The 13,905-nt window shown below is 53.5% G+C and carries 11 protein-coding genes; 3 read left to right on the top strand and 8 right to left on the bottom strand.

The features are described 5' to 3' along the window. Positions 1–224: 224 nt before the first annotated feature. The gene (locus AC2IBB_RS13980; RefSeq protein WP_486333448.1) at positions 225–1,436 is read right to left on the bottom strand and encodes an ammonium transporter; all 1,212 of its coding nucleotides are present in this window, start codon (positions 1,434–1,436) and stop codon (positions 225–227) included. 525 nt (positions 1,437–1,961) lie between these two features. Then, on the bottom strand, positions 1,962–2,903 hold the full coding sequence (locus AC2IBB_RS13975) for a hypothetical protein (RefSeq protein ID WP_486333447.1): 942 nt from the start codon (positions 2,901–2,903) through the stop codon (positions 1,962–1,964). A gap of 367 nt (positions 2,904–3,270) precedes the next feature. Between AC2IBB_RS13975 and AC2IBB_RS13970 the strand changes: the two genes are divergently transcribed. After that, positions 3,271–3,897: a riboflavin synthase subunit alpha gene (locus AC2IBB_RS13970; protein WP_486333446.1), complete on the top strand. Its 627-nt coding sequence runs from the start codon at positions 3,271–3,273 to the stop codon at positions 3,895–3,897. Between the two features lie 117 nt (positions 3,898–4,014). Continuing rightward, complete coding sequence (locus AC2IBB_RS13965; RefSeq protein ID WP_486333445.1) at positions 4,015–5,466, top strand: rhomboid family intramembrane serine protease; 1,452 nt, start codon at positions 4,015–4,017, stop codon at positions 5,464–5,466. A gap of 37 nt (positions 5,467–5,503) precedes the next feature. On the opposite strand, the gene AC2IBB_RS13960 is transcribed toward AC2IBB_RS13965, so the two are convergent. The 4 genes from AC2IBB_RS13960 to AC2IBB_RS13945 all read right to left on the bottom strand — a co-directional run bounded on the left by AC2IBB_RS13960 (position 5,504) and on the right by AC2IBB_RS13945 (position 11,168). Next, positions 5,504–6,967, bottom strand: coding sequence for a tetratricopeptide repeat protein (locus AC2IBB_RS13960; RefSeq protein ID WP_486333444.1), 1,464 nt, complete (start codon positions 6,965–6,967; stop codon positions 5,504–5,506). Positions 6,968–7,101: 134 nt separating this feature from the next. Continuing rightward, positions 7,102–8,103, bottom strand: coding sequence for a DNA polymerase III subunit delta' (gene holB, locus AC2IBB_RS13955; protein ID WP_486333443.1), 1,002 nt, complete (start codon positions 8,101–8,103; stop codon positions 7,102–7,104). 70 nt (positions 8,104–8,173) lie between these two features. Then, entirely contained in the window at positions 8,174–10,183 is a 2,010-nt protein-coding gene (locus AC2IBB_RS13950; protein WP_486333442.1) for a transglutaminase TgpA family protein, read from the bottom strand. Continuing rightward, positions 10,176–11,168: a DUF58 domain-containing protein gene (locus AC2IBB_RS13945; protein ID WP_486333441.1), complete on the bottom strand. Its 993-nt coding sequence runs from the start codon at positions 11,166–11,168 to the stop codon at positions 10,176–10,178. Before AC2IBB_RS13945 ends, AC2IBB_RS13950 begins: the two co-directional genes overlap by 8 nt. Positions 11,169–11,430: 262 nt before the next feature. Here AC2IBB_RS13945 and AC2IBB_RS13940 point away from each other — a divergent pair, with 262 nt between their 5' ends. After that, on the top strand, positions 11,431–12,051 hold the full coding sequence (locus AC2IBB_RS13940; protein ID WP_486333440.1) for a hypothetical protein: 621 nt from the start codon (positions 11,431–11,433) through the stop codon (positions 12,049–12,051). A gap of 106 nt (positions 12,052–12,157) precedes the next feature. Here AC2IBB_RS13940 and AC2IBB_RS13935 read toward each other — a convergent pair whose 3' ends face one another. Together AC2IBB_RS13935 and AC2IBB_RS13930 are read right to left on the bottom strand one after the other, a co-directional pair. After that, positions 12,158–12,721 carry a DUF6160 family protein gene (locus AC2IBB_RS13935; RefSeq protein ID WP_486333439.1) on the bottom strand — a complete coding sequence of 188 codons (564 nt, stop codon included), beginning with the start codon at positions 12,719–12,721 and terminating at the stop codon, positions 12,158–12,160. Between the two features lie 240 nt (positions 12,722–12,961). Then, positions 12,962–13,516 carry a DUF6160 family protein gene (locus AC2IBB_RS13930; RefSeq protein ID WP_127971576.1) on the bottom strand — a complete coding sequence of 185 codons (555 nt, stop codon included), beginning with the start codon at positions 13,514–13,516 and terminating at the stop codon, positions 12,962–12,964. Between the last annotated feature and the right edge of the window lie 389 nt (positions 13,517–13,905).

The raw sequence follows: 13,905 nt of genomic DNA, 5'->3' as shown, positions 1-13,905 counted from the left end.
TTCTGGCGTACCGCTCCAAACAAGTGTTTGAAACATACGTTTGATAGGCTGGAATGTCAAGTCTGACAACGTTTTATATTGTGCAATTATTGCACATGTCGTTTTAACGAACCAGATCAGCGGAAGGGTCGCCAAGCTTGCGCTGAATACAGATAAATTAACAGTCGGAAGTTCCCTTATGCGGCGACTGGCGCGACTTGTAGCGCCAGTCGCAACAGAGACAATCAATCCATGCTGTTAGCGCCAATCCTATGAATCGCCAGATCAGCGCCTTGATACTCCTCTTCTTCCGACAGGCGAATTCCAGACAGTTTTTTCACCAGACCATAGACGACAAATCCGCCCACCAGCGCCAAAGTAGCGCCGACCAGCGAGCCAATCAGCTGCGACAGGAAGGCGACGCCTCCGAGACCGCCAAACGTCTCCAACCCGAATATACCGGCCGCCACTCCGCCCCAAAGCCCGCAGACGCCATGCAAAGGCCACACGCCTAGTACGTCATCCAGCTTGCGTAAACGCTTTTGCATATATTCAAACAGAAACACGAATAACGCGCCTGCTACTGCGCCAGTAATAAGCGCCCCTATGGGATGCATAATGTCGGAACCCGCGCACACCGCCACCAGTCCCGCCAGCGGGCCGTTATGAATGAAGCCGGGATCTTTGCGTCCGACCATCATGGAGGTCACAATCCCTCCCACCATCGCCATCAGACTATTGAGCGCCACGAGCCCACTGACGCCGCCAAGCGTCTGCGCAGACATGACATTGAAGCCAAACCATCCCACCGTCAGTATCCAGGAGCCTAATGCAAGAAAGGGAATATTGGACGGTGCGAAAGCGACCAACTGGCCATTGCGGTAGCGGCCGTTTCTCACACCTAGCAAGTATACCGCGGCGAAGGCGATCCAGCCTCCCACTGCATGAACGACTACAGACCCCGCGAAGTCATGAAAAGTCGCGCCAAAGCGCTCTTGCAAGAAGCTCTGAAAACCGAAGGCTCCGTTCCAGGCCATGCCCTCAAATAAAGGGTACACCACGCCCACACAGAGTGATGCGGCGATCAGCATGGGATAAAACTTGGCGCGTTCCGCAACGCCTCCAGAAATAATGGCGGGAATCGCCGCCGCGAATGTAAGCAGAAAGAAAAACTTCACCAGTTCATAGCCGCTGTTTACGCTCAATTCAGTGGCGCTGGAAAAGAAGTTGACCCCGTAGGCGATCTGGTAGCCGACGAAGAAGTACGCCAGAGTGGAAGCGCCAAAGTCCGTCATGATCTTCACCAGGGCGTTCACCTGATTTTTATGGCGCACCGTCCCAACTTCGAGAAACGCGAAGCCGGCATGCATCGCCAGCACCATTATGGCTCCCAATAGAATAAACAGGGTATCGGCGCCTTGCAGCAAGGTCTCCACCGCGTTGTTATTATCGTTCATTGTATCTCCTGTCACGCTCTTGCATGGTGCGCCTACAAAAAAAGCGCACACAAATAGTGCTATTAGTATTGTTATTTCCTGCCCATCTTTATTTAAAGCAGGCCGTTGTTTTATTAATCAGGCAGACAATTACTTCCTTCTATTTGTCTGCAACGACAGAACCTACGCATGTCAGGCCCTGTCTCCCGCGGCCAGCCACCGCGCAGCCATTAACATGGCAACGGCCCTTCGCCCAGTTTCAGGCCACGGCCAGACGGACTAACGGGCAAAATTCAGACCAACAACGCACCAACCTAATGCCCATCCGGACAAGCAGCGCCCCTTTATGAATCACAATGAACCGACAGCGCATAAATGCACCGCGATGGCGCATACGCCAGGCCGCCGTATCAGCCGGGTTATGTCTCAGGTAAGGAAAAACTGGGCGAGGTCGCCTGAGGAAAGGCTAAGGTAGAAAGGAATAGAAGGAATAGAAGGAATAGAAGGAATGGCAAAGCGGTCGCCGCTCCTCTGCGGCCAGAGACTTCAGGCTTCGGAAAGCGCCAGATCGGCGAACTCAGTCTTAATCTTCGCGCTGGCTTCCATATACTTATTCTTGGCCACCTCAAAAGCCTGCTGCGCCTCAAGCAGGAATTGCAGATAAAGACGAATCGCCGCAACCGTTCGCATTGCCTTGATCAGCTGACCTTGCTGGCTCAACGTGACCAATCGCCGGTAGCGCCTGTCCAGCAGGCTCTTGCGATAGGGAGACATCATCAAACACTGGTACGCCAAACCATTGCCTCCCTCCAGCATACGAATATGCGTCATAGCGCGAAACTCCATTTCTTTTCTCTGCCGCACTAATTCACGGTATCCCGTACTTTTAATGAAAATGCGCCGAAGCGGCGGAATAGCCAGAGCGGATAAGGCTATAAAAAAACCGAATGCAATTCCCGCCACCCATGCGTTTAGACCTCCCTGCCAGCCAATCAGAAAAACGGCGAAACTGAGCAGGCATGACAGTAGCCAAAGGTCCCGCCGACGCCGGGCGCTGACTAATTCAATCGTTTGAGGGTAATGCTTGATCGCCAGCACTTCGTAGTTCATGACTTCTAGCGCCTCACACTCACGAAGAATCTGCGTAAGCTGATTACGCAACGCGACAGTCTCCCGGTAGCGAAGTTTGCGTTCTTCGCTACTCTCCGCCGCTTCCGCCTTTTTCTGTTCCGCTTTTTTAGTCGTCTGGGCGGATGACGTCGGCGCGCTTCTTTCAGCCTTGGTCAGATCTTTATTGCCGCGCGGATCAGGTTTTGGCGCAGAAGCCTTAGCGGGAGTTTTTGCTGCAGGTTGAGGCTCCTTTGCGGCAGGCAGCGTACTACTACGATGCTCGTCGACAGCGCGTCGCACTGGGTCCATATCGCCGCGCGCCAGTGAACGCAACGTCTTGGGGTCCAGATCAAAGTCATTCGGGTTATGTATCTTCATATCGAAAACTATAGAGTAATAACGGTGACGGGTCACCAGCACCCGCAGCGCCGAGAATTCGTCAATTTCCGTTTTGTCAGCAATAGGCGCGCCAGATGCCTGAATTTACTGGTATATCCCATGCATGACGGTCAAAGTGCGTAATCTCATTTACTTTACGCTTACTGGTTAGGGGACTTTCGTCAGGGAATTGGCGAAATCTAACGGCTATATCCGGCGCGGTTATGCCCAGCGTCCGCTTATTCCTTCAATCCACCAGGGATTTCAAGCATGGCTGGGCCTGAAAAGTTAGAAAATCCCATCACGGACGCTTATTATGGTCGCCCTGCCCTAACTGCAATTACCTCAGCTAAAGGATAAGTCCACCGTGTTTACAGGAATCGTTCAAGGCAAAGCTACCCTGCGTAAAGCCGTACGTCGCGAAGGTCTTTACACCTACGAATTTGAGTTCCCCACTGACCAGTCGTCCACCAGTATCGGCGCCAGCATCGCCATTAACGGAACTTGCCTGACGGTGGTGCGCATCAACGGCTCCCAGGTCACTTTCGACCTCATGACAGAAACATTGCGCCTGACCAACCTTGGCGATTTAAACGAGAGCGATGAGGTTAATTTCGAACACGCAGCCCGTATTGGCGATGAGATTGGCGGCCACTTAATGTCAGGGCATATCCATGATGTGGCGGTGCTATCCCATGTTGAACATACAGAAAATAACGTGGCGTTGGACTTCCAATTGCCGCCGGAGCTGCGTAAATACGTCTTTGACAAAGGCTTTATTGGCGTCAACGGGGCCAGTCTGACCGTCGGTTCCGTCAGCAAGGACGGATTCAAAGTGAACCTGATCCCGGAAACGCTGCGCGTCACTACGTTCAACGCCCTGCAACCAGGAGACAAGGTCAACATAGAGGTCGACCCGCAGACGCAAACGCTGGTGGACAGTTTAGAGCGACTGCTGCCACGCTGTCTGGACAACCTGAAGGCGGGCGCCTGAACGCCTTTGCGGGAAGCGCGCCGCAGTGGCGTGTTTCCCGCTTATCTCCGATAATTAATTCCTATGAACTTTCAATCCGTTCCTTGTGCTTTTCCTGTAGGTAGTTAGAGATCCAAGATGCTGATTATTCCCGCCGAACAGACTATTAACTGGCGCAAGCCTCCGGTCGCCACACTGCTTCTGATCTTCATTAATTTCGCTATATTCTTTTACCTCAGCGGCAAGGATAATCGGGTCTGGCGGGACGCGGCCCATTACTACGACCAAAACCAAATGGTCAAACTGGAGGCGCCCGAGTTCGCCGACTACCTGCAACGCCACATCGGCCTTGGCCAGGACAGCCGCTTTGAACTCTCCGCAGCGGCGCGCAAGGCCGTCAACGAGGGGCGCGGCGAGGAACTCATTCCCTACATGTTGACCGATAGAAAATTCGTCAACTACCTGATGCAGAACGGCCAGGAGTTCATTGAGCCGGAGGCCTTTGAGACCTGGAAATCTCAACGTATCTATCTGCAGGATCACTACCTGAGCCAACTCAGCCACCTGCAGATGGGACTCATTCCCGGTGAAATGGAGCTGGCGGACCTGTTTTCATATCAGTTTCTCCATGGCGGATTCGGTCATGTATTCGGCAACATGGCCATGCTGTTCTTACTCGGATTCGCCATTGAGCGCATTCTTGGCGCCGCGCTGTATATCATGGCTTACCTCTTTTGCGGCGTAGTGTCAGGGTTTATGTTCGGCATGGTGGAAGGCGCCAGCCTGACGCCTCTGGTCGGCGCTTCCGGCGCCGTGTCCGGCCTGATGGGCATGTACGTGGCGCACTACAGACTTAAGCAGATCCGCTTTTTTGCTTTCCTTTATGTGTATTTCAACTACTTCCGGGCGCCCGCGTTGATCATGCTGCCAGTATGGGTGGGCAAAGAGCTTTACGAGTATTTCACGTACGTCGACTCCAACGTCGCCTATGTTGCACACGCAGCGGGACTGGTAGCGGGCGCCGCCATCATATTCCCCCTAGACCGTCTGACGCCCAAAACGGTGCAGGAAGTTTCTCATTCTCCTGAAGAACAGGATCAATCCATGCGGGAGGAGCTGGCGCGCGCGCTGGACGCCGTCGGGCGGGTCGACTTTCCACGCGCGCGGGAGCGATTCATGGCGCTCTGGGAGAAGCACCCGAATCATATCGGCGTCCAGGAGCAGCTATTCCATTTATACAAAGTAAAACCGGAATCGCAGGAGAGTTTGCAGTTCACGGTGACAGTGCTCGAGCATGCCTTGAAGATGCAGGATTTCAATCACGCTTATTTTATCTGGAGCGAGCATCAAAAATACGCCAAGGAAAACTCTCGCCTGGAGGACAAATATCACTTCCGCATTCTAAATACCTGCCTTAACAACAACCTGATCAAGGAAGCTGAGCAGGTATTTGGCGTAGTCGTGAAGAGTATCAACAATCCGGAGCTGGTGCAGGAGTGTTACCGCACCCTGATTCAAGCTCTCAAGGCGCGACAAATGGATGTCAAAGCGCAAAAATATGAACGTGAGCTAAGACAGCTCGAAAGCTGAGAGGATCGGCCGTAAAAATGGGCGCGTAAACGCGCCCTTACTGAGAAAGCCCAAACTTGGCGACTGGCTCGGGCAATCTGCCATTCTTCGCCATCGCTTCAATCCACGCAGGAATGTCCGGGACTGACGAGTGGTCCGGGTAGTGCTTCTGCACATATAGCAAATATTCTTTGGCCTTATCCGCGCGGTGCAAACCATTCGCCAACGTCCGCGCCATTACGATAATGGCGTCAGCGGCGTGGGCGGACTCTGGAAACCGTGAACTAAACCCCTGCAACAGCTTCAAGGTCAGTCTGAAATCACCGGAGTGGTATAGACTCTGCGCCACGTTGTACAACAGTGTCTCATCATTGATCGTATAGTCGGGAAAATGCCCATAGAGCCCCCTCAGCATGAGCTTGAGCTCATGAATCCGACCTGCGTCCGCCAGCATCTGCAATACAGGCTTTGACGTTTTCAGGAGTTCGGACCAGGCGCCCGTCTCCACCAACAGCTTATAGAGACGATCCAGCACCACTAGGTCATGCGGCTTGCGCTTGTACAGGTTGCGCAGCAATCCCGCCGCCGCCTCGTATCTCCCTTCTTTGAGATTGATGTCGATTTCCGCCATCGCCAGCTTGTCATTCCGCTGCGCCAGCGCATCAGGACTCTGTGGAGGCGCATCAAGCGATTCGTCAGGGGTAAGCCCAAGTCGATGCTGGTACTGGAACAGCAGGTAGCCCAGCATATTAAAAATCACCAGCATGAAGTAACTGGAGATAAACCCCGCCAAAGGAAAACCCAGCGTCTGGGAGAAGTTGCTCAGCACAAAATCCTGGGCCGCGCCCAACCCCAGAAACAACAGGAGTAAGTATCCATACAGCACGAAATACGGCCAACCGATGCTGGAAATAAACCCAATCAGCCGCATCGGGTGCAGGGCGTCCACCACATTACCTTCTATCGCCAGCAACATAATGCTGGCGGGCAGAACCAAGGCGGAAAACGCGATAGCCAGCACCATCAGCAAAGAACCGCCCCACAGGCCAGAGAAAACAATCAAGAAGCCGAACGCAATAAAAATCAACGTTTGCTGGATGACCAGCAACAAACCGCCGCCGCTGAATGCGGACAGCAATTCGGGCGGCTTCAACACGCCTTTGGAGGTCGCTTCGATCACGCTATACATGTATTTGACCTGTGCGCAAAACAGAGCAATTGCGATGATCAGGGAGAGCAAATCCTTACCCAGCGCCAGCGGCACCAGAGTGCAAATGGCCACCAGAATCATCGGGTCCCTGGCCATTGGGTAGGCGAAAAAGTCATTCAGCCGTTGCCAGAACGGCGTGACCTCCGCAGCGGAGCCTTCTGCGGAATATCGCATCACCTGCTGACACAGCGGACAGGTCGCCGCGCCTTTGCCCGGCTTTACCGGGACACAACTGCCACAAAGCTGAACATGGCAGCCCAGGCATTGCCAGTTGGCCCCATGGGTGGGATGGTATCTGCAATAAACATCCACGCGCGTATTCTTCCTTTTTCTAACTTACTGCTTAACTCGTTTTCCATGCCCCGCCTAAGGGAGCATATAACGCCCCAGTCGCAGGGGCGCGTGCTCGCTGACGTTACCATTGACGAACCTGGCGGGCGGAGACACTACTTCTTGCGCTTGCGCACACGCTTGTTGGCCAGCAGCCAGCTTTCCAGCATCAGCTGCGGGTTCAGGTTGCGTTGTTCCACCAGAGAGCGTTTTATCTCTATAAGCTCGGCATAAAGAACAACCAGCTGTTGCGTGTCCAAACGCGCGCCAACGCTCGCCAAAGTTGCGTCAACGCTATCGCTGCCGCCTGTCTGCGAAGCCGTCAGTAACTGCTTCAGCCACAGGGCGAGCCAATCCGCCAGTCGCTCAATATCAAGCTTGCTCCAGATTTCCGCCAGAGTGAACGCGTCCACGCGCCCTTCCAGATAGTTTCGCCACTCGGACAATACTTCCGCCCGCAGCTCCAGTATATCCTGACTGTGCCAGGCCAAAGCCGTTAAAGGACGACCGCCAGCGCTTTCCGTCAAACTATAGGCGCGCTCTGCGGGCACTTCCAGGCGAGTCAGCCAGTCCACCACAGCCTCCCTCTCCGGCGCAGCCAGCGTATATATCTGGCAGCGACTGCGAATCGTAGGCAACAGCAGGCTTATTTGCTGGGAAACCAACAGAATGACTGCGCTTGCGGGCGGCTCTTCCAGGGTTTTCAGGATGGCGTTGGCGGAATAGGCGTTCATCGCTTCCGCCGGGGTCAGCACACATATCCGTCGACGGGATATCTGTGGTTTAGCGTAAATGAAGTCGCCCAACCCACGCACTTGGTCAACCTTTATGGCTTTGGCGCCGTCTTCCGGGGCGACCCATTGCAAATCTGGATGCGTCCCGGCCTCCACCAGCTTGCAGGAGCGGCAGTCGCAGCAGGGGCGTTCAAGACGCGGAGCCTGTTCGCACAGTAAAAATTTGGCGTATTCGGAAGTCAGGCGATTTTTTCCAACGCCACTCTGTCCCGCCACCAGGATGGCGGAGGGCACTTTATCGTTATGCGCAAGTCCCACCCAGTCGCGCCAGGTTTTGCTGAGCCAGGGTAGCTGTTCCAGTGTAATTTCCGTCAAGTCGGACATCTGTACTCTAATTCGTGAAAGTCTGTTTTTGTGATCAGCATTGCCGGCTTTCGACGCTGCCTCCGAAAATTCAGGGAGTCAACGCCAGTTGCTTGATATCCCGCCTCAGGCGACGCACTTTTTCCCGCTCGCCGCCCGTATCTTCCATGTAAAGATTGCGCTCGAACTCCCCAAAGATTCGTTGCAGTTGTTGACGCTGACGCGGCCACTTCTTCACCGCCAGCATCATTGCCTGCCCTGGGGTAAGCCCCGTGTCCAGCGCCAGCCCCTTTTTATGCATCCTGTCCAACAAGGATCGATATAGGCGCACCATGGGATCGCCCTTGTTGCGACGCCACTCGGCTTTAAGCGTCAATAGCGAGAGAACGAGAAATACCGCTACAGAGAGGCCTGCGAGCAGCATGAGCATCGTCTTCATGTCGCTGTCGCCAAACCAGCGTTTGAAAAAGCTGCTCTGTTTCTCCTGATCATAATTGACGACCCATTTCTGCCACATGTAATTCATGTATTCCAGATTGTTGGTCATCCAGGCGAAGATACCGATATGGTTATATCTGGCCAGGGACAGCGGCGTATTTTGCAGGAACGTGCCTTCTGCCGCGACGGCGTCCCTGATGCCCGACTCTACGCGTTGCGGCGCCACCGCCGCCGTTGGATCAACACGCACCCAGCCCCGCTCAGGCAGCCATGCTTCCACCCAAGCATGGGCATCATACTGATGCACCACCAGAAAGCCACCCTGCTCGTTCCACTCGCCGCCCTGATAACCGGCCAGCACCCGCGAAGGAATATTCGCCGCACGCAAAATGAACGCCATTGCACTGGCGTAATGCTCGCAAAAGCCACGGCGCGTGTCGAAGAAAAACTCATCTATCCTATTCTGCGAGGTCAGCAGCGGCGGCGACAGGGTATAGGCGTACGGCTCCTCATTGAAACGCGTCAGCACAGTTTTTATAAAGGTTGCGTCGTCTGGCGACGTTTCTCGCAATTGCCGGGCCCATTCCGCCGTGCGTGGGTTCGAGCCCTGCGGCAAGTTGCTGAAGCGAGTGAAACCTTGGTCGCTTTCTCTATATTCCTCCGCCTGATTAATGAGGCGATACCACTCGGGAGACTTCACATCCCTCATGAATCTCACCAGTTGATCTGGCGTTGAAAAGGGCGCGCCTCGCGCCACTCTGGCGTCATCCAGGGCAAACCCCCATTCCCGATTATGCGGCTCCAGCAATACTTCATAATCCCACCGCTCGATTTGCGTCCTCGCGCCAGGGCGGACTGCGCCTTGCCGATCGCGGTTGGTCTGACCGAGTGAACGCTTCCAGCTCGTTCCGTCGTAGCGGTCAAGTATCAACGCACGCCAGTATAAATCCCGATATTCTGGTCGCGCTCCATTGAACACAACCCGGAACGCCCTCTCTCCAGACTGAGCCAGATTCGCCACATCTCCAGGCGACATGGTCTCATCAAGCCCGGTAAAGGCTGTAGAGCTCTTCAAAGGCATCGCCCACAAGGGACCAAATCGTGGAAAGAACAGATACATCACTACCAAGAGAGGCAATGAGACGGCCATTGCCCCATAAACCCCCTTGAACGTGGAGCCAATGGAACGGGATTTCAGCGACTGATTAACCGCCATCAGCGCCGCAAAGCTCAACCCCATCGCTACGAGAATATAAAGACTGACGAACAGGGACTGACTGAACAGAAACCCAAGACAGAGTAAAAACAAGGTCATGAAGCTGAACAAAAATGCATCGCGGCGCTGATTCAGCTCTAGTAATTTAAGCGCATACGCCAACACAAAAAAGCCGACAGCGGTCTCCACCGTGAATTGCGCTTGCGTAGAAAACACATACGCCACAGAGGTCGCCAGCATCACACCTCCCTTCACCCAGGTCGAAGGTGCGGGCCATTTCCCCTGATACACTCGGGTGCGCCAGAATACGGACACACAGGCGAAACCAAGCAGCCATACAGGCACATGATTCCAATGGGCGCCCGCAGCCGCCGCCAGCGAGATCACCATCCACACCAGCGCTCGTGTATCCAGGGCGGGCGATTCATCGAAGCTTCGTTTAAACATGATCAGGGTACTTCGCCAACGCAGTCAGACATTTATTGCGATGTTCCAGACCCGAACTAGGCCCACACGCCCATCCCGGCATGCGCAATCCATAGGGCGTCCCCTTTTGCTCCAGTTCCAGTACCTGAGCGCATAATATGGACAGGCGCAACTCTGTCTCCACTCCCTGGTATGCGTCAAAATCGATCCAGTCCGGGTCCAGCTCTGGTTGACTGAATTCTTTGCTGAAAAACTCTCCTTGCTGCGCGTACTTTTTCCACGCAATACGCGTTAATGGCTCGCCAGGGACATAAGTACGCAGTCCCGCAAAATCCTCCTGTCCCGCGATGCGCGCATCGCCCTGCCCCTCACCTTCCGCCAAAGAAGAGCTCCATTTGAACTGTGGCTGCTGGGCGGGCCCGGGGTAGACCAACGCTCTGGCGTTCAAGTCCTGCCAGGACCAGGCGCGAATCAGCCCCATCGGGTAGGTGGAAGTAATTAGCATCCGTCCCGGGGACAGCCATCCCCGTTTATGGCAGCGATATTCGATCACTGCGCGGCGCTGTTCGTTCTTATCACAATCCAGCGTGACATAGCTGTCAGGCGTCCATCCCACTTGCATCGCGGCCACGCCATGCTCAGAGGCCGTCGCCAGAAATTCGAATCCAGCCAGCTCCCCGGCGAAACAAGGCGCTGCGCGGTGAAATCGGATGGTCTGGCCAGACAAGTTTCGGTAGGCGATTAAAATATTGACCACGAAGATGGAAATCAGGAAAAAACCCACCGCCAGGATCATGGAGTTTTGATAATTGATTCCGGTGAGCAGAATCAGCCCCGCCAACATTACAAAGCCGACGCCCCACCGCGTAGGCAATACAAAGATGGCCCGATGTGACAGAGTCACTTCCTCTACCGACGGCAGCCGCTTCTCCACCCACTTATCGATGCGACGTCCCAGCTTACCGCCGATGCGACCGCCTGATTTTTGTCTGATGCCGCTTGTCATAAAACTACTACTTCACTGCTGTCCTTGTCTTTTGTACGCCAAGTGATAAACAGGCTTACAAAAATTAATCAAAATTCGCGCGATACAGTGGCTTTTGCGAATCAATCGGTTGAAAATGTAAGTATACGCAGTAAAACTGGATTCCACCTAAACGCTTGTGGCCGAACGCAATTATTTTTTCTCCAAGCAGTTTCTTCGGCGCTAGGCGATCAGTTGTTGGAAAATTTACGTTTAACACGAAATTGTAAAACACGGCGCTGCTATGAACTACTCAAGGATTTTGCTCGGATTGGCCGCTACCGGCCTCGTTCTGACCGCTCGCGCGGAAGTCAAATCAATGACCAGCGGCGAGTTGACCGACACTTACATCAAAGATTCCACCATTATTGTCACTCCAGCCCCCAAGAAGCCTGAGAAAAAGCGAGTCGTCACCTACACCATCGGTCCCGGCGAGCCCGTGAAGACAGAAGCGGAGGAGCAGACGGAGTTGAATACTGCGCTGACAGTGGACCAACAACAGTTTAAAGACTCATCTGAAGCCGCCGCGCAAGTGATTCGGGAACTGGCGTTTATTCCCTATACGCAACCGGAGCTGGCTGCGCTGAGCGTACGTCCGCTACCTCACCCAGACCTCGTGATTCCGGATGGCGCTTTCACGTTTCAACAAATTCTGTCGCCTCTCAATCCGGATATGGCGCAGCTCCCCTATGGAGATCAGTTGAATCTGCAGTCTAATGGCCAACAATTGACAATCACAATTGGCAACAACTTGCCCGGGGTGGACAACATCATCATCCCAGAGCGGATTCAGGGCGGCATGATTGATTTGGTTCCTCGGGACAGTGGCGGGTTCGACCTGACGCTGACCATGCCGCAGCAATAAGCGCCTATAAGCTCACCCCCCAGTGAGCTTTTCTCGTTTGGGCCTTATAGCAAGAGAGGCAATGCCGGGCTACAGCTCACTTTCGGCCAAACGCAAACAGGCGTTTTCAGAACATCTTTATCGGCGTCAACTTATACGCATCTGCGCCGACATTAATAACATCCGTATTGATCGGGGCGTTGAGAATCACCAGCCCCTGCTTGGTAAGAAAAACCTGATCATCGATGTTCACAGAGGTATCGCTCTGCTGAATATCCAGCGGCATAAACCCCGTGCCAAGTCCTACATTGGGTTGAAAGCTGAATATCGCCGCACCACGATCCTCAACGCCATCTCCGTTGGTGTCGATCTGGCCGTAACGCAAAGGTAAAACGGCTGTAAACAGGTCGACAATCGTTCCTGTGCGCGGCGTTCCAAAAGTCATGCCCTGCAAAGAAACATTATCATCGTGAACCGCTCCGTCGCTTGACGTCTGGCCAGGATAAATCACCTCCCGCACCCCGTCGGGATTAGTGTAGGCGATCGCCTCGTAAGTGACCTGGCCGTTGATTTCGATAACAGGGGCCGCCTGCCCCACCACTTCACTCAGTTGCTGATCGTTGATCGGTTTTAGTTCGGCCATTACTGCCGTGGAGAACATTGCTGCGCAAACAAACACAGTCTTCTTCATACTCCCCTCCACACTCTTACTTCTCTAGAGCCTTTGTTACTGCGAATACGCCGAGCTTGCGCTCCGCACAGGACAGACGCGACGCTAAGCCCAAGGAGACCGTTGCGAGAGCCGTCTGTATTAGAAAGGATGATTTAATTACTGCAGAACAAATAGATACTTAAGAGAAACTCACAAGAAAAGGCATCTGGAACGATGCCTTTCCATCATCAATCGGCTGGCTCTCAGGCCCGCCCGATATTAGTTACCGTGAACAACCAGCTCAAGGCCGTCCAGGTTCATACCGATGATTTCAACAGCGCCCATGCTGTTAACTTGACCCAGACCAGTCTGGTTCAGGTAAACACCCATGTCGCCTACGCGCATGTTGATGTCGGAGTTAGCGAAGGTGATGCCGATACCGCCCAGGTTGGTGGTGCCCAGAGTGGCTGCGTCAGCCAGAGCATCGATAGTGACGTCGACACTACCGTTGATGGAGATGTCTTTTGCGATGAAGCCGCCCAGCGCGCCAGTGGAAGCGCCCAGAGTAGCGTTAGAAGCGGAATCCCATGCTTCTACGTCAACTTCCCATTTGAACGCGTCGATGTGGATGCCTGCGTCAGTATCCCAGTCGCTGTCAGCGATAACAGCGATATCTGAGTAAGTCAAAGAACCGAAGCCGGCTTCGATGACCAATCCGCTTTGACCAGAAACGTCCGCCAGTACAGCATCGTCAACTGCTTTCAGTTCAGCTTGAGCCGCCAGTGGAGCAGCAGCGATAGCAGATACTAAAACTAATTTTTTCAGGCCTTTCATTATAATTCTCCTAATGTTTATTTTTTTAATTTCAGGAAACTCTCGTGAGCTTCAGATTACCGGTCAACAATCCAACAAATTGTTCGACAACTGACCGAATAATTCTGAGCGATTGTTAATTTAGTTTACGCTTCATTGGTTTTCTGTGATTACTCTCACAGTTTCCATATTGTTAATACGCATCTAAAATTCCATTTAAAAACAAACTATTAGCGTCTAATTACAACCGCCTGAGCACTGTGAAACGTTTCGTTTTTGTTTGATTTGTGTTTCACAATCACGGGCTCAGTGTATGGCCGTGTAACCGTTGAATCTGTGAATGTATTCACACAAATCCCGGAGTTTGTTAAGAAGTGTTAACAGGTAGACACTATTTGGCCATCCGGCCT

This window comes from Hahella sp. NS-SX17 (assembly GCF_057367735.1).
Note: the sequence above shows the minus strand (reverse complement) of the source record. Positions and strands in the feature narration are given on the sequence as shown.